At 72.6% G+C, this 22,287-nt stretch carries 13 protein-coding genes; 10 read left to right on the top strand and 3 right to left on the bottom strand.

Annotation, left to right across the window (positions count from 1 at the left end; translation table 11 throughout):
- Positions 1-106 precede the first annotated feature (106 nt).
- The 9 genes from BBH68_RS22650 (at position 107) to BBH68_RS22690 (ending at position 14,612) form a co-directional block, all read left to right on the top strand.
- Positions 107-5,632: a HAMP domain-containing protein gene (locus tag BBH68_RS22650; protein ID WP_079151144.1), complete on the top strand. Its 5,526-nt coding sequence runs from the start codon at positions 107-109 to the stop codon at positions 5,630-5,632.
- A gap of 274 nt (positions 5,633-5,906) precedes the next feature.
- Positions 5,907-6,587, top strand: coding sequence for a response regulator (locus BBH68_RS22655; RefSeq protein WP_065965304.1), 681 nt, complete (start codon positions 5,907-5,909; stop codon positions 6,585-6,587).
- A 161-nt stretch (positions 6,588-6,748) separates the two neighbouring features.
- Complete coding sequence (locus BBH68_RS22660; RefSeq protein WP_065965305.1) at positions 6,749-9,619, top strand: DNA translocase FtsK; 2,871 nt, start codon at positions 6,749-6,751, stop codon at positions 9,617-9,619.
- 190 nt (positions 9,620-9,809) lie between these two features.
- Entirely contained in the window at positions 9,810-10,634 is an 825-nt protein-coding gene (locus BBH68_RS22665; protein WP_065965306.1) for a helix-turn-helix domain-containing protein, read from the top strand.
- A gap of 63 nt (positions 10,635-10,697) precedes the next feature.
- Positions 10,698-12,284 (top strand): 30S ribosomal protein S12 methylthiotransferase RimO, encoded by a 1,587-nt coding sequence (rimO, locus tag BBH68_RS22670; protein ID WP_065965307.1) that lies wholly within the window; start codon positions 10,698-10,700, stop codon positions 12,282-12,284.
- On the top strand, positions 12,281-12,931 hold the full coding sequence (gene pgsA / locus BBH68_RS22675; protein WP_065965308.1) for a CDP-diacylglycerol--glycerol-3-phosphate 3-phosphatidyltransferase: 651 nt from the start codon (positions 12,281-12,283) through the stop codon (positions 12,929-12,931). Before rimO ends, pgsA begins: the two co-directional genes overlap by 4 nt.
- Positions 12,928-13,452, top strand: a complete 525-nt coding sequence (locus BBH68_RS22680; protein WP_065965309.1) for a CinA family protein — start codon at positions 12,928-12,930, stop codon at positions 13,450-13,452. The genes pgsA and BBH68_RS22680 overlap by 4 nt, the downstream gene beginning before the upstream one ends.
- 109 nt (positions 13,453-13,561) lie before the next feature.
- The gene (locus tag BBH68_RS22685) at positions 13,562-13,945 is read left to right on the top strand and encodes a helix-turn-helix domain-containing protein (protein ID WP_065965310.1); all 384 of its coding nucleotides are present in this window, start codon (positions 13,562-13,564) and stop codon (positions 13,943-13,945) included.
- Positions 13,946-14,132: 187 nt separating this feature from the next.
- Entirely contained in the window at positions 14,133-14,612 is a 480-nt protein-coding gene (locus BBH68_RS22690; protein WP_065965311.1) for a Dps family protein, read from the top strand.
- A 438-nt stretch (positions 14,613-15,050) separates the two neighbouring features.
- Here the strand turns inward: BBH68_RS22690 and BBH68_RS22695 are convergent, their stop codons facing one another.
- The 3 genes from BBH68_RS22695 to BBH68_RS22705 form a co-directional block, all read right to left on the bottom strand.
- A complete protein-coding gene (locus tag BBH68_RS22695; RefSeq protein WP_065965312.1) occupies positions 15,051-15,824 on the bottom strand; it encodes an SDR family NAD(P)-dependent oxidoreductase in 774 nt (257 codons plus the stop codon).
- A gap of 32 nt (positions 15,825-15,856) precedes the next feature.
- Positions 15,857-16,669 (bottom strand): Fpg/Nei family DNA glycosylase, encoded by an 813-nt coding sequence (locus BBH68_RS22700; protein ID WP_065965313.1) that lies wholly within the window; start codon positions 16,667-16,669, stop codon positions 15,857-15,859.
- A gap of 73 nt (positions 16,670-16,742) precedes the next feature.
- Positions 16,743-21,341 (bottom strand): ATP-dependent helicase, encoded by a 4,599-nt coding sequence (locus BBH68_RS22705; protein ID WP_065965314.1) that lies wholly within the window; start codon positions 21,339-21,341, stop codon positions 16,743-16,745.
- A gap of 79 nt (positions 21,342-21,420) precedes the next feature.
- Between BBH68_RS22705 and BBH68_RS22710 the strand changes: the two genes are divergently transcribed.
- Positions 21,421-22,284 carry an AraC family transcriptional regulator gene (locus tag BBH68_RS22710; protein ID WP_065965315.1) on the top strand — a complete coding sequence of 288 codons (864 nt, stop codon included), beginning with the start codon at positions 21,421-21,423 and terminating at the stop codon, positions 22,282-22,284.
- Positions 22,285-22,287 lie beyond the last annotated feature (3 nt).

Here is a 22,287-nt window from a genome sequence, read left to right on the forward strand (position 1 = left end):
TATGCGATGCTGCCGAACTGTTATGGCCTGGTAGGACCATGGTGAAACACTGGGGAAGCTGGAAGAAGAACCCGAGGACGATGGTCAACCCTGCGGGAGGGACACGGTGGAGTCTGGCGCGGCGACGCGAGGCACGAGCACGCGCGCGAAGGGCGGACGGTCCCGGAGCAGTGGGACGACCGAAGTGGACACGGCGGCCCTGAACCGGCTGCTGACGGCGATGACGGCGATGCGGGACGGGAACTTCCGCAAGCGCCTGACGGTCTCGGGCGAGGGCGTGATGTCCGAGATCGCGGCGATCTTCAACGAGGTCGCCGACCGTAATCTGCAGCTCACGGGCGAGCTGGCGCGGGTGCGCCGGGTGGTCGGGCGTGAGGGAAAGCTCACAGAGCGGCTGGAGATGGGGGCCTGCGAGGGCTCCTGGGCGGCGGCCATCGAGGCGTCCAACGCGCTGGTCGACGATCTCGTACGGCCGGTGTCCGAGGTGGGCCGGGTGCTCTCGGCGGTCGCCGAGGGCGACCTGGAGCAGCGGATGGATCTGCGCTCGCAGGCGGCGGACGGCTCGGCGCATCCGCTGCGCGGGGAGTTCCTCAAGGTGGGCCGTACGGTCAACGGGCTGGTGGACCAGCTGTCGGCGTTCACCGACGAGGTGACGCGGGTGGCCAGCGAGGTGGGCACCGAGGGCAAGCTGGGCGGACAGGCCCGGGTGCGCGGGATGTCCGGTTCGTGGAAGGACCTCACGGAGTCCGTCAACACGATGGCGTCGCGGCTCACCGCCCAGGTACGAGACATCGCTCTGGTGACCACGGCGGTGGCCAAGGGTGATCTGTCCCGTAAGGTCACGGTCCACGTGGCCGGGGAGATGCTCGAACTGAAGAACACCGTCAACACGATGGTGGACCAGCTCTCCTCCTTCGCGGCGGAGGTCACGCGGGTCGCCCGCGAGGTGGGCACCGAGGGCGAGCTGGGCGGCCAGGCGAAGGTCCCCGGCGTCGCCGGGGTCTGGAAGGACCTCACCGACTCGGTCAACCTGATGGCCGGGAACCTGACCGCGCAGGTGCGCGGGATCGCCCAGGTCACGACGGCGGTCGCCAATGGCGATCTGTCGCAGAAGGTGACGGTGAGCGCGCGCGGCGAAGTCGCCCAGCTCGCCGAGACGATCAACACCATGACCGAGACGCTGCGCACCTTCGCCGACGAGGTGACGCGGGTGGCCAGCGAGGTCGGGGCCGAGGGCCTGCTGGGCGGTCAGGCGCAGGTGCCGGGTGCGGCGGGGACGTGGAAGGATCTCACCGATTCGGTGAACACCGCGTTCCGTAACCTCACCGCGCAGGTGCGTGACATCGCGCAGGTGACGACGGCGGTGGCCAATGGCGATCTGTCGCAGAAGGTCACGGTCGACGTGGCCGGGGAGATGCTGGAGCTGAAGAACACCGTCAACACGATGGTGGACCAGCTGCAGTCCTTCGGCGCCGAGGTGACCCGGGTGGCCCGGGAGATCGGCGTCGAGGGCGAGCTGGGCGGTCAGGCGCAGGTGCCGGGCGCGGCGGGGACGTGGAAGGACCTCACCGACTCGGTGAACACCGCGTTCCGAAACCTCACCGGACAGGTGCGCAACATCGCGCAGGTGACGACGGCGGTCGCCAACGGCGATCTGTCGCAGAAGGTCACCGTGGACGTCTCCGGCGAGATGCTCCAGCTGAAGAACACCGTGAACACGATGGTGGACCAGCTGTCGTCCTTCGCCGACCAGGTCACGCGGATGGCGCGGGACGTGGGCACCGAGGGCCGGCTGGGCGGTCAGGCCCGGGTGGACGGCGTCAGCGGCACCTGGAAGGACCTGACCGACTCCGTCAACTCGATGGCGGGGAATCTGACCTCGCAGGTGCGCGGGATCGCGCAGGTGACGACGGCGGTGGCGCGCGGCGATCTGTCGCAGAAGATCGAGGTGGACGCGCGCGGCGAGATCCTGGAGCTGAAGAACACCATCAACACGATGGTCGACCAGCTGTCGGACTTCGCCGAGCAGGTGACCCGGGTGGCCCGCGAGGTGGGTACGGAGGGCCGGCTGGGCGGCCAGGCCCGGGTGCCCGGCGTCGCGGGTGTCTGGCGCGACCTGACCGACTCGGTGAACAGCATGGCGGGCAACCTGACCGCCCAGGTCCGCAACATCGCGCAGGTCGCCACGGCGGTCGCCCGCGGTGATCTGTCGCAGAAGATCGACGTCGACGCGCGCGGCGAGATCCTGGAGCTGAAGAACACCCTCAACACCATGGTCGACCAGCTGTCCTCCTTCGCCGAGGAGGTCACCCGGGTGGCCCGTGAGGTGGGTACGGAGGGCCAGCTGGGCGGTCAGGCCGAGGTGCAGGGGGTCTCCGGCACCTGGAAGGACCTCACCCAGTCCGTGAACGGCATGGCCGACAACCTGACCTCCCAGGTGCGCAGCATCGCCGAGGTGACCACGGCGGTGGCCAAGGGCGATCTGTCGAAGAAGATCACGGTGGACGCCAAGGGCGAGATCCTCGAGCTCGTCACGACCGTGAACACGATGGTGGACCAGCTGTCGTCGTTCGCCGAGCAGGTGACCCGGGTGGCCCGTGAGGTGGGCACGGAGGGCCAGCTGGGCGGCCAGGCGCGGGTGCCCGGCGTGACCGGCATCTGGAAGGACCTGAGCAACAACGTCAACCTGATGGCCAACAACCTCACCATTCAGGTGCGCAACATCTCCCAGGTCTCGGCGGCGGTCGCCAACGGTGACCTGACCAAGAAGGTGACGGTCGAGGCCCGGGGCGAGGTCGCGGCGCTCGCCGACACCGTCAACACGATGGTGACGACGCTGTCGTCCTTCGCGGACGAGGTCACCCGCGTGGCGCGCGAGGTGGGCACCGACGGCATCCTGGGCGGTCAGGCCCGGGTGCCCGGCGTCTCGGGGACCTGGAAGGACCTGACCGAGTCCGTCAACTCGATGGCGTCCAACCTGACCGGGCAGGTCCGCAACATCGCCATGGTCACCACGGCGATCGCCCAGGGCGACCTGACCAAGAAGATCGACATCGAGGCGCGGGGCGAGATCCTCGAGCTCAAGACGACGATCAACACGATGGTCGACCAGCTGTCGTCGTTCGCCGACCAGGTGACCCGGGTGGCCCGCGAGGTGGGCACCGAGGGGCAGCTGGGCGGCCAGGCGCGGGTGCGGGACGTGGCCGGCACCTGGAAGGACCTGACCGAGTCGGTGAACGAGATGGCCGGCAACCTGACCCGGCAGGTGCGCGCCATCGCCGAGGTCGCCACCGCGGTGACCCGGGGCGATCTGAACCTGAAGATCGATGTGGATGCCGCGGGGGAGATCCAGGTCCTCCAGGACAACATCAACACCATGATCGCCAACCTGCGCGAGACGACGCTCGCCAACAAGGAGCAGGACTGGCTCAAGGGCAACCTGGCCCGCATCTCCGCTCTGATGCAGGGGCGCCGCGACCTGGAGGACGTCGCCCAGCTGATCATGAGCGAGCTGACCCCGGTGGTCTCCGCGCAGCACGGCGCGTTCTTCCTGGCGGTGCCGACCGACGAGGGCGTGGAGGCCGGCGCCGAGGTGGGCGGCGAGGGCGACGAGGACGCGTACGAGCTGCGGCTGATCGGCAGCTACGGCTACTCCAAGGGCACCATGCCGACGACCTTCCGGCCGGGCGACTCGCTCATCGGCACGGTCGCGGTCGAGAAGCGCAGCATCCTGATGGAGCGGGTGCCGCCGAACTACCTGAAGATCTCCTCGGGTCTCGGCGAGGCCCCGCCGGCGAATGTGATCGTGCTGCCGGTGCTGTTCGAGGGCCAGCTGCTGGGTGTGATCGAGCTGGCCTCCTTCCAGCCGTTCACCCAGATCCAGAAGGACTTCCTCAACCAGATCGCCGAGATGATCGGCACCAGCGTCAACACCATCAGCGTCAACACCAAGACCGAGGTGCTGCTCAAGCAGTCGCAGGAGCTGACCGAGCAGCTGCGGGAGCGCTCGGCCGAGCTGGAGAACCGGCAGAAGGCGCTCCAGGCCTCCAACGCTGAGCTGGAGGAGAAGGCGGCGCTGCTGGCCCGGCAGAACCGCGACATCGAGGTCAAGAACACCGAGATCGAAGAGGCCCGGCAGGTGCTGGAGGAGCGTGCCGAGCAACTCGCCGTCTCGATGCGCTACAAGAGCGAGTTCCTGGCGAACATGTCGCACGAGCTGCGCACCCCGCTGAACTCGCTGCTGATCCTCGCCAAGCTGCTGGCCGACAACGCGGACGGCAATCTCTCGCCCAAGCAGGTGGAGTTCGCCGAGACCATCCACGGCGCGGGCTCGGACCTGCTGCAGCTGATCAACGACATCCTGGACCTGTCGAAGGTCGAGGCGGGCAAGATGGACGTCAGTCCGACCCGTATCGCCCTGATCCAGCTCGTCGACTATGTGGAGGCCACGTTCCGGCCGCTGACCGCGGAGAAGGGCCTGGACTTCTCCGTCCGGGTCTCCCCGGAGCTTCCGGCGACGCTGCACACCGACGAGCAGCGGCTGCTGCAGGTGCTGCGCAACCTGCTGTCCAACGCGGTGAAGTTCACCGACACCGGGGCCGTGGAGCTGGTCATCAGGCCGGCGGGCGCCGATGTGCCCGACGGCATCCGCGAACAGCTCCTGGAGCACGGCGCGCTGCGCGACCCGGAGGCCGAGATGATCGCCTTCTCGGTCACCGACACCGGCATCGGGATCGCGGCCAGCAAGATGCGGGTGATCTTCGAGGCGTTCAAGCAGGCCGACGGCACCACCAGCCGCAAGTACGGCGGCACCGGCCTCGGCCTGTCCATCAGCCGGGAGATCGCCCGGCTGCTGGGCGGCGAGATCCACGCCGCCAGCGAGCCGGGTCGCGGCTCGACCTTCACGCTGTACCTGCCGCTCCACCCCAGCGAGCTGCCGCCCCAGGGCTACCCGCAGCTCGGCCCGGGCAGCGAGGGGGCGCCGGCCCTGGAGGCCGTGCTGGACACCGGCGCCGAGGGCGTGGCCGAGGAGGGCGCCCTGCCGCGGGAGTCCGCGCAGGACACCTCGGCGGCGCAGCATCGGGTGCGCGGCGCGGGGACCCTCGGACGGCGCTGGCGGGCCCAGCGGGAGGCGGCGGACGGCGGGTCGTCCGTGGCCCGGTCGGGGCGCCGCCCGGCCTCGCGGTCGGCGGAGGCGCCCGAGCCCTGGCTGCTGGGCGGCCAGGACCTGGTGGCGCCGGAGCCGTCGGGCGGGTTCCACGGCGAGAAGGTGCTGATCGTCGACGACGACATCCGCAATGTGTTCGCCCTCACCAGCGTGCTGGAGCAGCACGGGCTGCAGGTGCTCTACGCCGAGAACGGCCGGGAGGGCATCGAGGTGTTGGAGCAGCACGACGATGTCGTCCTCGTGCTGATGGACATCATGATGCCGGAGATGGACGGGTACGCCACGACCGCCGCGATCCGCCGGATGCCGCAGTTCGCCGGGCTGCCGATCATCGCCCTCACCGCGAAGGCGATGAAGGGCGACCGGGAGAAGAGCATCGAGGCCGGCGCGTCGGATTATGTGACCAAGCCCGTGGACACGGATCATCTTCTCGCGGTGATGGAACAGTGGATGGGCGCGGAGTGACCGGTGGGAACGCGGCCCCGGCGGGGCTGCTGACGGAGTGTCGCCGAACACGTGTGGGAACACGGGATTCGGGGAACCTTCTGGTCTCTTACCGCGTTTCTGCTATGTGCACAGTGACATCGCGGTGACAGGGTGTGGCGAACAGCGGGGTGCGGCTACCATGACCGGCACAAGGACGGGCGGCGCAAGGGAGTCGTCCCCCGGGGCGGCGGCCGGCGCCTCCCCGAGCTCTTCGAGCAGGGGAGGCCCCATGCCGGGGCGAGGAGGACGGGCCATGGTGCAGAAGGCCAAGATCCTCCTGGTCGATGACCGGCCGGAGAATCTGCTGGCGCTGGAGGCCATTCTCTCCGCGCTCGATCAGACACTGGTACGGGCATCGTCAGGGGAGGAAGCGCTCAAGGCGCTGCTGACGGACGACTTCGCGGTGATCCTGCTGGACGTCCAGATGCCGGGGATGGACGGATTCGAGACCGCCGCGCACATCAAGCGGCGGGAGCGCACCCGCGACATCCCGATCATCTTTCTCACGGCGATCAACCACGGTCCGCACCACACCTTCCGCGGGTACGCGGCGGGCGCGGTCGACTACATCTCCAAGCCGTTCGACCCGTGGGTGCTGCGCGCGAAGGTCTCGGTGTTCGTCGACCTGTACATGAAGAACTGCCAGCTTCGGGAGCAGGCCTCCCTGTTGCGGCTGCAGCTCGAGGGCGGCCAGCCCGCCGCCGGGGAGGACGCCAAGGAGTCGGCCGGGCTGCTCGCCGAGCTGTCCGCGCGGCTGGCGGCGGTGGAGGAGCAGGCCGAGGCGCTGTCCAAACAGCTCGACGAGTCCGCGGACGCGGCCGCCGTGGCCACCGCCGCCCATCTGGAGCGCAAACTGACCGGGCTGCGGCGGGCGCTTGACGCGCTGGAGCCCGGCGCCGGCGGCGGAGCGGGCCAGGCGCCCTCACAGAACTGAACAGCTCAGGGCGGAGTGACGCCCCGTCGCCCTGACGTCCCGTCATCCCTTGTCCCGCTCCGCACGCCGCCGCGGGCGGCGCCGTCACGGGTGTGACGTGAGTGACGCCCGGCACCGCGGTATGCGTGCTCCGTACGGCGGACGCGGGTAATCTCGCCCCCATGGCCTCTCGTACGTCCGGCAAGGGTTCCCAGAGCACGGCGGGCACCTCGAAGAAGCGCGCCGGGCCGTCCGGGGGCGCGGCCAAGAAGGCGCCCGCGAAGAAGGCGGTCGCCAGGAAGGCGCCCGTCAAGAAGTCCGCCGCGCCCGTGAAGAAGGCCGCGCCGAGGAAGGCGGCGGCCAAGGCCGCGCCGCCCAAGCCGGCGCCGAGCCCCACCAGCGGGGTGCTCCGCGCGGCGCGGGCCGTCTGGATGGGGATGGCGCGCGGTGTCGCGGCGCTGTTCCGCGGCATAGGGCGCGGCGCGAAGGGGCTGGATCCGGCCCACCGCAAGGACGGCAGCGCGCTGCTGCTGCTCGCCCTGGCCCTGATCGTCGCGGTCGGCACCTGGTCCAATCTGCGGGGCCCGGTGGGTGACCTGGTCGAGGTGCTGGTCACCGGCGCCTTCGGGCGGCTCGACCTGATCGTGCCGATACTGCTGGGCGCCATCGCGGTCCGGCTGATCCTCCACCCCGAGAAGCCGGAGGCGAACGGACGGATCGTCATCGGCCTTTCCGCGCTGGTGATCGGCGTGCTCGGGCAGGTCCACATCGCCTGCGGGGCGCCGGGGCGCGGCCAGGGCACCCAGGCCATCCAGGACGCGGGCGGCCTCATCGGCTGGGCGGCGTCCCGGCCGCTGATCGTCGCGATGGGCGAGGTGCTGGCCGTACCGCTGCTGGTGCTGCTGACCGTCTTCGGGCTGCTGGTCGTCACCGCGACGCCCGTCGCCGCGATCCCGCACCGGCTGCGGCTGCTCGGCATCCGGCTCGGCCTCGTCCGCGAACACCCCGTCGGCTACCAGGTCGACGACGACTACGCGGCCTACGAGCGGGACGACGCCGAGTACGCCCAGGAATGGCGCGAGACGCCCGCCAGGCGGCCTCGGCGGGCCTCCCTGGACAAGGGGGGCCCGCAGGGCGCGGACGACCCGGAGCGGGCCGAGGAGGAGGCGCTGCGCAAGCGCCGGCGGCCGCGCCGCGGCCAGTCCGCGCAGCCGCCGCTCGACCGCCCGATGGACGCCGTGGACGTGGCGGCCGCCGCGGCCGCGGCCCTGGACGGGGCGGTGCTGCACGGCGTCCAGCCCTCACCGCTGGTCGCCGGGCTCAGCAGCGGGATCTCCACCACCGACCGGATCCCCGGCTCCGACACCGGCGGGGTGCCGGGGGCGCGCGACGCCGAGCAGGCCGGCGCGCCGGGCGCCCCGGCGGGCAAGGGGAAGCGGCCCGGCCGGCCGAAGGCGGCCGAAGGAGCCGAGGGGGCCGAGGGGGAGCGGACGGCCCTCGTCCCCGACCTGACCCGGCCCACGCCCGAGCCCTCCGAGCCGCTGCCGCCGCGCGCCGAGCAGCTGCAGCTCTCCGGCGACATCACCTACGCCCTGCCCTCGCTCGACCTGCTGGAGCGCGGCGGGCCGGGCAAGACCCGCAGTGCGGCCAACGACGCGGTCGTCGCCTCGCTGTCGACCGTCTTCTCCGAGTTCAAGGTGGACGCGTCCGTCACCGGCTTCACCCGCGGCCCGACGGTCACCCGCTACGAGGTGGAGCTGGGCCCGGCGGTGAAGGTCGAGCGGATCACGGCCCTGACGAAGAACATCGCCTACGCCGTCGCCAGCCCCGATGTGCGCATCATCAGCCCGATCCCCGGCAAGTCCGCCGTCGGCATCGAGATCCCCAACACCGACCGCGAGATGGTCCGGCTGGGCGATGTGCTGCGCTCGGCCGACGCCGTCGGCGACGACCACCCGATGATCGTCGCGCTCGGCAAGGACGTCGAGGGCGGCTATGTCTCGCACAACCTGGCGACCATGCCCCACGTGCTCGTGGCCGGCGCCACCGGCTCCGGAAAGTCGTCCTGCATCAACTGCCTGATCACCTCGGTCATGGTGCGCGCCACCCCGGACGACGTGCGGATGGTGCTGGTCGACCCCAAGCGCGTGGAGCTCACCGCGTACGAGGGCATCCCGCACCTGATCACCCCGATCATCACCAACCCCAAGCGGGCCGCCGAGGCCCTGCAGTGGGTCGTGCGGGAGATGGACCTGCGCTACGACGACCTCGCGGCGTTCGGCTTCCGGCACGTGGACGACTTCAACGCGGCGGTCCGGGCCGGCAAGGTGAAGCAGCCCGAGGGGAGCGAGCGGGAGCTCAAGCCCTACCCGTATCTGCTGGTGATCGTGGACGAGCTCGCGGACCTGATGATGGTCGCCCCCAGGGACGTCGAGGACTCGATCGTCCGCATCACCCAGCTGGCCCGCGCGGCGGGCATCCACCTGGTGCTGGCCACCCAGCGGCCGTCCGTGGACGTCGTCACCGGCCTGATCAAGGCGAACGTGCCCTCACGGCTCGCGTTCGCCACCTCCTCGCTGGCCGACAGCCGGGTGATCCTGGACCAGGCGGGCGCCGAAAAGCTGATCGGCAAGGGCGACAGCCTGTTCCTGCCGATGGGGGCGAGCAAGCCGGTCCGGATGCAGGGCGCCTTCGTCACGGAGGAGGAGGTCGCCGCCGTCGTCGAGCACTGCAAGGCCCAGATGGCGCCCGTCTTCCGCGACGACGTCACCGTCGGGACGGCGAAGAAGAAGGAGATCGACGAGGACATCGGCGACGATCTGGATCTGCTGTGCCAGGCCGCTGAGCTGGTCGTCTCCACCCAGTTCGGGTCGACCTCGATGCTCCAGCGCAAGCTGCGGGTGGGCTTCGCCAAGGCGGGGCGGCTGATGGACCTCATGGAGTCGCGCGGGGTCGTCGGCCCGAGCGAGGGCTCCAAGGCGCGCGATGTACTGGTCAAACCGGAAGAATTGGATGGCGTGCTGGCCGTGATCCGCGGGGAGGCTCACTCATAAGGAATCGGCGGGCAACCGTTTCCCCTGCCGATACGTCAAGTTGAGGGAGGTGGCGGAGCGATGTCCCACGATCGCGGTCATACGGCAATCCTGATGGCGGACAAACTCCGCCCTCCCGCTTGCCCGACCCTTTCGCCCCACCCCTAGACTGAACCTCCAGCAGGTGGCTACACGCTCGAAAGGCGCCCCCGTGTCCATCGGCAACTCCCCCGGCAACTTCCCAGAGGACGAGCGGCCTTCCGTCGGCCGCGCCCTCCAGCAGGCCCGTATCGCCGCCGGGCTGACCGTCGACGAGGTCAGTACCACCACCCGGGTGCGTGTTCCCCTCGTCCGAGGCATCGAGCAGGACGACTACTCCCGATGCGGCGGCGACGTCTACGCCCGGGGCCACATCCGCGTGCTCGCCCGCGCGGTCGGCCTGGACGCGGACGCCCTGGTCGCCCAGTACGACGCCGAGCACGGAGGCCGCCCCGAGCCCACCCCCGCGGCGCCGCTCTTCGAGGCCGAGCGGATCCGCCCCGAGCCCCGGCGCCCCAACTGGACGGCCGCCATGGTCGCGGCCATCGTGGCGGTCGTCGGATTCGTCGGCTTCACGCTCTTCAGCGGCGGCACGGGGGACGACGGCTCCACGGTCGCCGAGGAGACCACCACGGCCAAGCCGTCCACCACCCCGCCCAGCACCAAGCCCGCCCCCACCAAGCCGACCGACCAGAAGCCCGAGCCCTCCGACAGCGCCATCGCGGGGGTCCCGGCGGACAAGGTCACGGTCAAGCTGACCGCGGAGGGCGGGCAGAGCTGGATCTCCGCCCAGGACCACAACGGACGGCTGATCCACGAGGGCCTGCTGCGCCAGGGCGACTCGAAGACCTTCAGGGACAGCAAGCGGATCGATCTGGTGCTCGGCAACGCCCAGGCCATCAAGCTGTTCGTGAACGGCAAGGAGGTCAAGAACCTGGCGGCCAACGGGCAGGTCCAGCGGCTGAGCTACACCAAGGGAGACCCCGAGGCGGGCTGACCCGGCGGCCGGACGGGAGCCCTGGCAGCGGGAGGTGTCGCTGCGACGAAGTAGTCTGAGCCCATGTCCGAACGCCGTACCGTCGCCCTTGTCACTCTTGGCTGCGCCCGTAACGAGGTGGACTCGGAGGAGCTCGCAGGCCGCTTGGCGGCGGACGGCTGGGAGCTCGTCGAGGAAGCCGCCGACGCCGACGTCGCCGTCGTCAACACCTGCGGATTCGTCGAAGCGGCCAAGAAGGACTCGGTCGACGCCCTGCTGGAGGCCAACGACCTGAAGGACCACGGCCGCACCCAGGCCGTGGTCGCCGTCGGCTGCATGGCCGAGCGGTACGGAAAGGAGCTGGCGGAAGCGCTGCCCGAGGCCGACGGAGTGCTCGGCTTCGACGACTACGTCCACATCTCGGACCGGCTGCGCACCATCCTGTCCGGCGGCGTCCACGCCTCCCACACTCCCCGGGACCGCCGCAAGCTGCTGCCCATCAGCCCGGCCGAGCGGCAGGAGGCCGCCGAGGTCGCCCTGCCGGGCCACGCGCAGGCCGAGGCCGCCCCCGCCCCCGAGGACCTGCCCGAGGGCGTGGCCCCCGCCTCCGGCCCCCGGGCCCCGCTGCGCCGCAGACTGGGCACCAGCCCGGTGGCCTCCGTCAAGCTGGCCTCCGGCTGCGACCGCCGGTGCTCCTTCTGCGCCATCCCGTCCTTCCGCGGGTCCTTCATCTCGCGCAGACCCTCCGATGTGCTGGGGGAGACCCGCTGGCTCGCCGAGCAGGGGGTGAAGGAGATCATGCTGGTCTCCGAGAACAACACCTCCTACGGCAAGGACCTCGGCGACATCCGGCTGCTGGAGACGCTGCTGCCCGAGCTCGCCGCGGTGGACGGCATCGAGCGGATCCGGGTCAGCTATCTGCAGCCCGCCGAGATGCGGCCCGGCCTGATCGACGTGCTGACCTCGACCGAGAAGGTCGCGCCGTACTTCGACCTGTCCTTCCAGCACTCCGCCCCCGCGGTGCTGCGCGCCATGCGCCGCTTCGGGGACACAGACCGCTTCCTCGAGCTGCTGGACCGCATCCGGGCCAAGGCGCCGCAGGCGGGCGTCCGGTCCAACTTCATCGTCGGCTTCCCCGGCGAGACCGAGGCCGACCTGGCCGAGCTGGAGCGGTTCCTCGGCGAGGCCCGGCTGGATGCCATCGGTGTCTTCGGGTACTCGGACGAGGACGGCACCGAGGCCGCGACGTACGAGGACAAGGTCGACCCGGACGAGGTCGCCGAGCGGCTGGCGCACATCTCGCGGCTGGCCGAGGAGCTCACCGCGCAGCGGGCCGAGGAGCGGCTGGGTGAGGTGGTCGAGGTGCTGGTCGAGGAGATCGGTGGCTCTTACGCCGAAGACGACACCGAGGCCGACACCGATGCCGGCGGCCGGGACGGCATCGAGGCCGGTGAGGGCGGGGGGTCCGTGGTGGGGCGCGGTGCCCACCAGGCGCCTGAGACCGACGGCCAGACGATGCTGACCCTGTCCGGAGCCGGCCCCCGGCCCGCCGTGGGCGACCTGGTCACGGCCAAGGTGGTGGCCGCGGAGGGCGTGGACCTGGTCGCGGAGGTGCTGCCGCGGGGCGAGCCGGCGCGGGCCGGCGCGTGTTCCGAGGAGGCGGCCAGATGAGCGGAGTCCCGGCCTCCGCCGCGGGGGGCCACCACCGCCCGGCCGCGGCCGTGCGGCCCGCCGGGCTGTGGAACATCGCCAACATCCTCACCATGGTCCGGCTGCTCCTGGTGCCCGCGTTCGTGCTGCTGATGCTGCACAACGGGGGGTACGACCCGGTCTGGCGCTCCTTCGCCTGGGCCGCGTTCGCCATCGCCATGATCACCGACCTCTTCGACGGGCACCTGGCGCGCCGGTACAACCTGGTCACCGACTTCGGCAAGATCGCCGACCCGATCGCCGACAAGGCGATCATGGGCGCCGCGCTGATCTGCCTGTCCGCCCTCTCCGACCTCCCGTGGTGGGTCACCGGAGTGATTCTCTTCCGCGAGATCGGCATCACCCTGATGCGCTTCTGGGTGATCAAGCACGGAGTGATCCCGGCCAGCCGGGGCGGGAAGATGAAGACGCTCGCCCAGGGCACCGCGGTGGGCATGTACATCCTGGCGCTCACCGGGCCGCTGGCCACCCTGCGGTTCTGGATGATGGCCGTGGCGGTGGCGCTCACCGTGCTCACCGGCATCGACTACGTCCGGCAGGCGGTCGTGCTGCGCCGGGCCGGTCTGGCCGCGGAGCGCGAGCGGGCGGAGCGGGAGTCCGTGGGGTGACCGGGGGGAGCGGGGGAGTGGCCGCCGAGGCGCTGGGGCTGCTGGACGGGCGCGGGGAGACCGTGGCCGTCGCCGAGTCGCTGACCGGCGGGCTGCTGGCCGCCGAGCTGACCGCCGTGCCGGGCGCGTCCCGTTCGTTCCGCGGCTCGGTGACCGCGTACGCCACCGAACTCAAGCGGGAGGTACTGGGCGTGGAGGGCGCCCTGCTCGACGCCCGCGGGGCCGTGGACCCGGAGGTCGCCCGGCAGATGGCCCAGGGTGTGCGGCGGGTGCTGGGCGCGGACTGGGGCGTGGCGACCACGGGTGTCGCGGGCCCCACACCGCAGGACGGACAGCCGGTGGGCACGGTGCACGTGGCCGTCGCGGGGCCGTCGGGGGCGGCCACCGGGGCCGCGCTGCATTTGGCCGGAGATCGCGCCGGAATCCGTGGACAGACGGTGGAGGCAGCGGTCAAGCTGCTGTTGAGGGAATTGATCGCGTCGTCGAGGGCACAGGATACGGAACAACACGGGGGGATTTGATGTTTGCAGCCCTGAGTGAACACGACATCGCTCCCCGCACGGGCGCAGCAAGAGGCGGTACGGTGGGGCGTGAAGGATCCGGATCCGAGGTCCGAGGAGGGAGCCAGCGATGATTCTGCTCCGTCGCCTGCTGGGTGACGTGCTGCGCCGGCAGCGCCAGCGCCAGGGCCGTACCCTGCGCGAGGTGTCCTCCTCCGCCCGGGTGTCCCTCGGCTATCTCTCAGAGGTGGAGCGCGGCCAGAAGGAGGCTTCCTCCGAGCTGCTGTCCGCGATCTGCGACGCGCTGGACGTCAGGATGTCCCAGGTCATGCGAGAGGTGAGCGACGAGTTGTCGCTCGCGGAGCTCGCGGAGTCGACAGCGGCGAGCGAGAAGGTGCCCGCACCCATGCGGCCCATGCTCAACTCGGTTTCCGTGACGTCCGTGACGGGTGTCCCGGAGGAGCGGGTGACCATCAAGGCGCCTACGGAGGCCGTGGACGTCGTGGCGGCCTGACGGTCGTCGTCGCAGCCTGACAGCGCAGAGCTTTCGAGCCCCGGTCGGTGTACAACCGACCGGGGCTCGACGTTTGCCAGGTTGTTTGCGGGACACACGTGGGAAGGTGGAGGGAGGGGTTCAATAGGCCCCAAATGGTTCAAAACGCATTCAAAGGTCAGTCAACAGGTCGAAAAGGAGGAGATGGATGTCTGTGGTGAAGAGCCCCCTCTCGGAGGAGAACCTCAAGGTCGTCGGTGATGCGCTGCAGGGCGCCCTCGTCGACCTCGTCGACCTGGCGCTCGTGGGCAAGCAGGTTCACTGGACCATCGTCGGCCCGCGCTTCCGTTCGGTCCATCTGCAGCTCGACGAGGTCGTCACCACCGCCAGGACGCACGCCGACACCGTGGCGGAGCGCGCCTCGGCGCTGGGGGTGCCGCCGGACGGCCGTGCCGCGACCGTGGCGGCGACCAGCGGCATCGAGACGGCCAAGAGCGGCTGGACCGAGGACACGGACGCGGTGCGTGCCCTGGTGGCCGGCCTCGGGGCCGTGATCACCCGGATGAGGGAGCGCATCGAGGCCACGGCCGAACCCGATCCGGTGACGCAGGACATTCTGATCGGGCTCACGCGGGACCTGGAGAAGCACCACTGGATGTTCCAGGCGGAGAACGTCAACGGTCGCTAGCCCGGAGCGGGCGGGGCCGGCGGTGGCCCCGGGGCGGGCGGGGGCGGCGTGACCTTGTCGGGGGCGGCGTGATCGGCGGGCTCAAGGGGCGTGGGATGTGTGATACGCGCCCGTGAGCCTCCCGTACGCCCTCCCGCCGCGAGTGAGCGGGCGTCTAGCGTCGGCCGAAGGAGGCAGTCGATGGCAGCCCTGGGAGGAGCCGGTAAACGGCACGACAAGCGGCGCCGGGGACCGGTCCGGTGGATGCTCGCGCTCGCGCTCGGTGGCGTCTGGTGGTGGGCGGTGTTACGGCTGGCCGCCGCGCCGGAGCAGACCGGGCCCGTCGAGGGCGCCTTCACGGCCGGCGGCTGGGGATTGAGCCTGCTGCCGGTTCACTGCGGCCCCTCCCCGGGGCGGGCGGTGCGCCGCCTGTGGTCGGGGCCGGGGTCGCGGCCGGGGTCACCAGGGCATGGCGACGCCGCCGTTCGGGCGCAGGATCTGGCCGGTCGTGAACGATGAGGCGTCGGACGCCAGGTGGAGCACCGTGTGTGCGACGTCCGCCGGCTCTCCCACCCGCCCCAGCGGAGCGCGCCGCGCCATCGGTTCTTCGGCCCGGCGCTGCTCCTCCTTACTGCCGCGCTCGGTCATCGGCGTGCGGATCCAGCCGGGGGCGACGGCGTTGACGCGGATGCCGTGGCGGCCCACCTCGGTGGCGAGGGTCTTGGTGAGCTGCACGACGGCGGCCTTCGCGACGCCGTAGCACAGCAGGCCGGGCGCCCCCGTGTCGATGGCGCCGGAGGCCATCGTGACGATGCTGCCTCCGCCGCCCTGCTCGATCATGGCGCGGGCTGCCTCCTGACAGCCGTACAGCACCCCTTTGAAGTTGACCGCGAGCACCCGGTCCAGGTCGGAGTCGGCCGTCTCCAGGACCGGGCTGCTGTGCATGATCCCCGCGATATTCGCCATGATGTCCAGCCGGCCTCCTACGCGGACGGCGGCCACGGCGGCGGCGACCTGGGCCCGGTCGGCGACATCGAGGGTGTGGGCGTGGGCGCTCCCCCGGGACTCGTTGATCCGCTCGGCCGTCCGGCGCGCCCCTGCCCCGTCCAGGTCCGCGCAGTGGACGGTCGCGCCGGCCTCGGCGAGCAGGAGGGCGCTGGCCCGGCCTATTCCGCCGGCCGCGCCGGTGACCAGGGCGGTGCGGCCGGTGAGGTCGTACGCGATGACGGTCATGGCGCGACCGTACGACCTGATCTGACGGAGCGTCAATCAGTCGGGCCGACCGGGGAGGCCGGGTCCGGTTGACAGGCCGGGCACCAGTAGGTGAGCCGCTCCTGGCCGGAGGGATCCAGGCCGTCGGTGCGCACCGGCGTCCCGCAGCGCAGACAGGGCTTGCCCGCCCGGCCGTAGACCCACAGCCGGCGGTCGGCTCGCGACTCGGCCGTGGTGATCCGCGCCGGACGGGCCTTGTTGGCCTCCAGCAGTCTCTTGGCGAGCGCCACCAGGCGCTGCGGGGACGGCACTTGGCCGGCGGGCAGCCAGGGGGAGACGCGCATCAGGAAACACAGCTCCGACTTGTACACATTGCCGATCCCCGCCAGGTTGCGCTGGTCCAGCAGCGCCTCGCCGACGGGGCGGGCGGGATCGGCGAGCAGCCGGCGCAGGGCCTCCTGAGGGTCCCAGTCGGGGCCGAGGAGATCGGGGCCCAGGTGTCCGACGACCCGGTCCTCGTCCGCGGTGCGGAGCAGGTCGAGGACGGGGAGGCGGTAGCCGACGGCCGTGTGGTCGGCGGTGGACAGGACGGCGCGGACCTGGTGGAGCGGGCCGCCGCGCCACCGCTCGCCGGGGTCGTAGACCCGCCACGCCCCGTCCATCCGCAGATGTGAGTGGAGGGTCAGGCCGCCCTCGATGCGGGTGAGGAGGTGCTTCCCGCGCGCGGTGACGTCCATGACCCGGCGCCCGGCGAGGTCGACCGTGGCCAGCCGGGGGACGCGCAGGTCGCAGCCGGTCAGCGGCCGGTCGGCCAGGGCCTGGTGCAGACGGCGGGCCGTCCGCCAGACGGTGTCTCCCTCGGGCATGGCTCCATGATGCCGCCCGGCGGCGCGGGGCGGGCCGGGGCCCGGGACGCCGGCCGCGTGGATCCCGGGGCGGTCAGGGGCGCAGGCGCAGGCCCCGGGGGGTGGGGTGGAAGCCGACGGCTTCCAGGGCGCGCCCGGTCGGGGAGGACAGCGCCGCCGCCCCGTTGACCCGCTCGACGGTCACCGTGCCCAGCGAGCCCGCCCGCGCGGCCTGGGCGAGCGCCTCGGCCGCCGCGTCGAGCCGGGCGTCGTCGTGCCAGGCGAGGAGCGTCTTGCCGCCGCGCTCCATGTAGAGGGTCAGCTCTCCATCGACGAGGACCACCAGGGAGCCCGCCTTCCGGCCCGGCCGGTGGGTCGCGTCCCCCGGCGGATCGGGCCAGGGGAGGGCCGCTCCGTACGCGTTGGCCGGGTCGGCGGCGGCGAGGAGGACGGCGCGGCGGGCCGGGTCGCCGGTCTCGCGGGCCGTGGCCGCGGCGCGGAGCCGGTCGACCGCGCCGTCCATGGCGAACTGGGCGGCGCCGAGCCCTTCGACCACATAGCCGCGGCGGGCCTGGCCGTTGTCCTCGAAGGCGGACAGCACCCGGTAGGCGGCGGAGAATCCGCCCTCGACGCCCTCGGCGGCGACCGCGCCGCGGGTGACCACGCCATGGCGGTCCAGCAGCGTGCGCGCCAGGGCGTGGGCGCGGTGGGTGGGCTCGGGCTCGCGCTCGGGGAGCAGGGACCAGCGGCCCGCCACGGTGGGCGGTCCGTTCCGCGAGGCGGTGGGGCGGGCGGTCAGGCCGCCGTAACGGCCCCGGGGGACCGCGCGCCTGGCGCGGTGGGCGGTGGAGCCGGCCGTGCGGCCCGAGCCCATCAGGGCGCGCAGCGGGGCGAGGGTGTCGCCGGTCAGCCGGCCGGACCAGGCCAGGTCCCAGACGGCCTCCGCGAGCCGCGGGTCCTGCACGTCGTGTCCGGCGGCTCGGACCTGCTCGGCGATCTGGCGGAAGAACAGCCCGTAGCCGCCGGCCAGCGCGTCCAGCACCGCCTGGTGGAGGGGGCCGATCTCCAGCGGGTGCGGGGCGTGGAGCAGCAGCGGAGCGGACTCGGCGAGATGGAGGGTGACCCAGCCGTCCTTGCCGGGCAGGGCGCCCGCCCCGGCCCACACGACCTCCCCGCTCGCGGTGAGCTCGTCCAGCATGGTGGGGGTGTAGTCGCTGACCCGGGAGGGCAGGACCAGCTTCTCCAGGGCCGAGGCGGGCACCGGGGCGCCCTGGAGCTGCTCGACGGCGCGCACCAGGCCGTCGATCCCGCGCAGGCTGTGCGTGCCCAGGTGCTGCCAGCGGGGGAGGAAGGCGGCCAGCGCGGCCGGCGGGACGGGCTCCAGCTCATGGCGCAGCGCGGCCAGGGAGCGGCGGCGCAGCCGGCGCAGCACGGCGGAGTCGCACCACTCCTGGCCGGCCCCGGCGGGGGCGAACTCGCCCTGGACGATGCGGCCGCTCGCCGCGAGGCCGTGCAGCGCCCCCTCGGTGACCGCGGTGCCCAGGCCGAAGCGGGCCGCCGCCTGGGCGGAGGTGAAGGGGCCGTGGGTGCGGGCGAAGCGGGCCAGAAGATCGCCGAGCGGGTCCTTGACCGGCTCGGTGAACGCCTCGGGCACCCCCACGGGGAGCGCGGTGCCCAGCGCGTCCCGCAGCCGCCCCGCGTCCTCGACGGCCGCCCAGTGCTCCTGCCCGGCGATCCGGACGCGGATGGCGCGGCGGGCCGCCGCCAGCTCCGGCGCCCACGCGGCCTCGGCGCCGCGCTCGGACAGCTCGGCGTCGGTGAGCGGGCCGAGGACGCGCAGCAGGTCGGCGACGCCCTCGACGTCCTTGATCCGCCGGTCGTCGGTGAGCCACTGCAGCTCGCGCTCCAGCTCGGCCAGCACATCCGCGTCGAGCAGCTCCCGCAGCTCGGCCTGGCCGAGGAGCTCCGCCAGCAGCCGGGAGTCCAGGGAGAGCGCCGCGGCCCGGCGCTCGGCCAGCGGCGAGTCGCCCTCGTACAGGAACTGCGCCACATAGCCGAAGAGCAGCGAGCGGGCGAACGGGGAGGGCTCGGGGGTGGTCACCTCCACCAGCCGGACCCGGCGGGACTCGATGTCGCCCATCAGCTCGGTCAGGCCCGGTACGTCGAAGACGTCCTGCAGACATTCGCGGACGGCTTCGAGCACGATCGGGAACGAACCGAACTCGCTCGCCACCTGGAGGAGCTGCGCGGCCCGCTGGCGCTGCTGCCACAGGGGGGTGCGCTTGCCCGGGTCGCGGCGGGGCAGCAGCAGGGCGCGGGCGGCGCACTCGCGGAAGCGGGAGGCGAACAGCGCCGAGCCGCCGACCTGGTCGGTGACGATCTGGCCGACCTCGTCCTTGTCGAAGGCGACATCGGCCGCCCCGACGGGGGACTGCTCGGCGTCGTACTCCCGCCCGGGGGCCATCGGGTCGCCGTCCAGCAGGTCCAGGCCCATCAGGTCCGCGTCGGGCAGACGGAGCACGATGCCGTCGTCCGCGTGCATCGCCTGCGCGTCGAGACCGAACCGCTCGGCCAGGCGCGCGCCCAGTGCCAGCGCCCAGGGCGCGTGGACCTGCGCGCCGAAGGGGGAGTGGATGACGACGCGCCAGTCGCCCAGCTCGTCCCGGAAGCGCTCCACGACGATCGTGCGGTCGTCCGGCACATGGCCGCAGGCGCGGCGCTGCTCGTCCAGATACGCCAGCACATTGTCCGCGGCCCAGGTGTCGAGCCCCGCGGCCAGCAGCCGCTCCCGGGCCGCCTCCGGGGCCAGGCCGCCGACCTCGCGGAGGAACGCGCCCAGCGCGCGGCCCAGCTCCAGCGGGCGGCCCAGCTGATCGCCCTTCCAGAACGGGAGGCGCCCGGGGACGCCGGGGGCCGGGGTGACCACGACCCGGTCGCGGGTGATGTCCTCGATCCGCCACGAGGTGGTGCCGAGGGTGAACACATCGCCCACCCGCGACTCGTAGACCATCTCCTCGTCGAGCTCGCCGACCCGGCCCCCGCCCTTCTTGGGGTCCGAGCCCGCCAGGAAGACCCCGAACAGGCCGCGGTCGGGGATCGTGCCGCCCGAGGTGACGGCCAGCCGCTGCGCCCCCGGGCGCCCGGTGACGGTGCCCGCCACCCGGTCCCACACCAGGCGCGGCCGCAGCTCGGCGAAGGCGTCGGAGGGATAGCGGCCCGCGAGCATGTCGAGGACCGAGGTGAAGGCGGACTCCGGGAGCGCGGCGAAGGGCGCGGCCCGGCGCACCAGGGCCAGCAGCTCGTCCACGTCCCAGGTGTCCACGGCCACCATGGCGACCAGCTGCTGGGCCAGCACGTCCAGCGGGTTGGCGGGCACCCGCAGCGACTCGATGGCCCCCTCGCGCATCCGCTCGGTGACCACGGCCGCCTGCACCAGGTCGCCGCGGTACTTCGGGAAGACCACACCGGTGGAGACCGCCCCCACCTGATGGCCGGCGCGGCCAACCCGCTGCAGCCCGGAGGCCACCGACGGCGGCGACTCGACCTGGACGACGAGGTCGACCGCGCCCATGTCGATGCCCAGCTCCAGGCTGGAGGTGGCCACCACGGCAGGCAGCCGGCCCGCCTTCAGGTCCTCCTCCACCAGCGCCCGCTGCTCCTTGGACACCGAGCCGTGGTGCGCGCGGGCCAGCAGGGCGGGCGCCCCCTTGGCGGCCCCCGACTCGGCCATCAGCTCGGCGGGGGAGTGGTCCTCGGGCAGCGCCTCGCCCGTGGCCCGCTCGTACGCGATCTCGTTGAGCCGGTTGCACAGGCGCTCGGCGAGGCGGCGGGAGTTGGCGAAGACGATGGTCGAGCGGTGGGCCTGCACCAGATCGGCGATCCGCTCCTCCACATGGGGCCAGATCGACGGCTTCTCGCCCGTGTCCCCGTCCTGGACGGGCGAGCCGCCCAGCTCGCCCAGGTCCTCGACCGGGACCACCACCGACAGGTCGAACTCCTTGCCCGAGGGCGGCTGGACGATCTCCACCCTGCGCCGCGGCGAGAGGAACCGCGCCACCTCGTCCACCGGCCGCACCGTGGCCGACAGCCCGATCCGCCGGGCCGGGTGGGCCAGCAGCTCGTCGAGCCGCTCCAGGGAGAGCGCGAGATGCGCCCCGCGCTTGGTCCCGGCGACGGCGTGCACCTCGTCCAGGATCACCGTCTCCACGCCGCGCAGCGCCTCCCGCGCGGACGAGGTGAGCATCAGGAACAGCGACTCGGGGGTGGTGATGAGGATGTCCGGCGGCCGGCTGACCAGCGCGCGGCGCTCGGCCGCCGGGGTGTCGCCGGAGCGCACGCCCACCCGGATCTCGGGCTCGGGCAGGCCGAGCCGGACGGACTCCTGGCGGATGCCGGTGAGCGGGCTGCGGAGGTTGCGCTCGACATCCACCGCCAGGGCCTTGAGCGGCGAGACGTACAGCACCCGGCAGCGCTTCCGGGTCTCGGCCGGCGGGGGCGTGCCGGCCAGCCGGTCGAGGGCGGCGAGAAAGGCCGCCAGGGTCTTGCCCGAGCCCGTCGGGGCCACGACCAGCACGTCCGAGCCCTCGCCGATCGCCCGCCAGGCGCCCTCCTGGGCGGCCGTGGGCGCGGTGAAGGCGCCCGTGAACCATCCGCGGGTCGCGGGGGAGAAACCGTCGAGTGCTGGGCCTGCCATGTCCTCCATCGTGCACCGGGCCACTGACAACGGGCGGACCCGCAGGTCAGGGCCCCGGGGAGCGGCGCACAATGACCCCATGGACACCAAACGGCGGTCGGCGGAGTGGGCACGGCACTGGCGCTGGACCGCGCTGCCGGGCCTCGACCTGCTGCGGGCCCGCTACGTGGACCACAGCTTCCCCCTGCACTCGCACGACGGGTACGTCTTCGGCGCGGTCACCCGCGGGGTGGAGGAGGTCGGGCTGCCGGGCGGCACCGAGCGGGCCGGCCCCGGCACCGTCGTCATGATCAACCCCGAGGTGCCGCACACCGCGCGCGCCGGGGCCCCGGAGGGCTGGGCCTACGCCACGCTCTACCCCTCCCTGTCGGTGATCGCCGAGATCGCGGCCGAGACCACCACGGTCCGCGGCACCGTCGGGTTCCGCGAGGTCCTGGTCGAGGACGCGCACGCCGCACACCTCATCAGCGAGGTCCACCGGGCGGCCGAGGAGGGCAACGCGCTCGCCGCCGACGGCCTGCTGCGCGTCGCCGTCGCCCGGCTGCTGCGGCGCCACGGCGGCCCGCTCCCCGCACGCCCGGCGCGCACCGCGGGCGCGCGGGTGGCGGTACGCGCCCGCGAGATCCTCGACGCGCGGATGGCGGACCCGCCCACCCTGGAGGCCCTGGCGGCCGAGCTCGGTACGGGCCCCTTCGCCCTGCTGCGCGCCTTCCGTGCCGCCTACGGCATGCCGCCGTACACCTGGCTCACCGACGCGCGGGTGCGCCGGGCGCGCCGCCTGCTCGAGGGCGGGGCCGCCCCGGCCGAGGCCGCCGTCGCCGTCGGCTTCACCGATCAGCCCCATCTGAACCGCCACTTCACCCGGATCGTCGGAGTGCCACCGGGCGCCTACCGGCGCGAGCGTGCAAGAACGTACAAGACCGGATCCGGTCCGGTCTCCTAGCGT

It is taken from the genome of Streptomyces sparsogenes (assembly GCF_001704635.1).
Lineage (GTDB): Bacteria > Actinomycetota > Actinomycetes > Streptomycetales > Streptomycetaceae > Streptomyces > Streptomyces sparsogenes.

Bases quoted from the DNA above. Each gene is read 5' to 3' on its own strand.
- rimO (WP_065965307.1), top strand. From the start codon at position 10,698: ATGTCCGAACGCCGTACCGTCGCCCTTGTCACTCTTGGCTGCGCCCGT.
- BBH68_RS22655 (WP_065965304.1), top strand. From the start codon at position 5,907: ATGGTGCAGAAGGCCAAGATCCTCCTGGTCGATGACCGGCCGGAGAAT.
- BBH68_RS22695 (WP_065965312.1), bottom strand. From the start codon at position 15,824: ATGACCGTCATCGCGTACGACCTCACCGGCCGCACCGCCCTGGTCACC.
- BBH68_RS22690 (WP_065965311.1), top strand. From the start codon at position 14,133: ATGTCTGTGGTGAAGAGCCCCCTCTCGGAGGAGAACCTCAAGGTCGTC.
- BBH68_RS22685 (WP_065965310.1), top strand. From the start codon at position 13,562: ATGATTCTGCTCCGTCGCCTGCTGGGTGACGTGCTGCGCCGGCAGCGC.
- BBH68_RS22705 (WP_065965314.1), bottom strand. From the start codon at position 21,341: ATGGCAGGCCCAGCACTCGACGGTTTCTCCCCCGCGACCCGCGGATGG.
- BBH68_RS22700 (WP_065965313.1), bottom strand. From the start codon at position 16,669: ATGCCCGAGGGAGACACCGTCTGGCGGACGGCCCGCCGTCTGCACCAG.
- pgsA (WP_065965308.1), top strand. From the start codon at position 12,281: ATGAGCGGAGTCCCGGCCTCCGCCGCGGGGGGCCACCACCGCCCGGCC.
- BBH68_RS22710 (WP_065965315.1), top strand. From the start codon at position 21,421: ATGGACACCAAACGGCGGTCGGCGGAGTGGGCACGGCACTGGCGCTGG.
- BBH68_RS22660 (WP_065965305.1), top strand. From the start codon at position 6,749: ATGGCCTCTCGTACGTCCGGCAAGGGTTCCCAGAGCACGGCGGGCACC.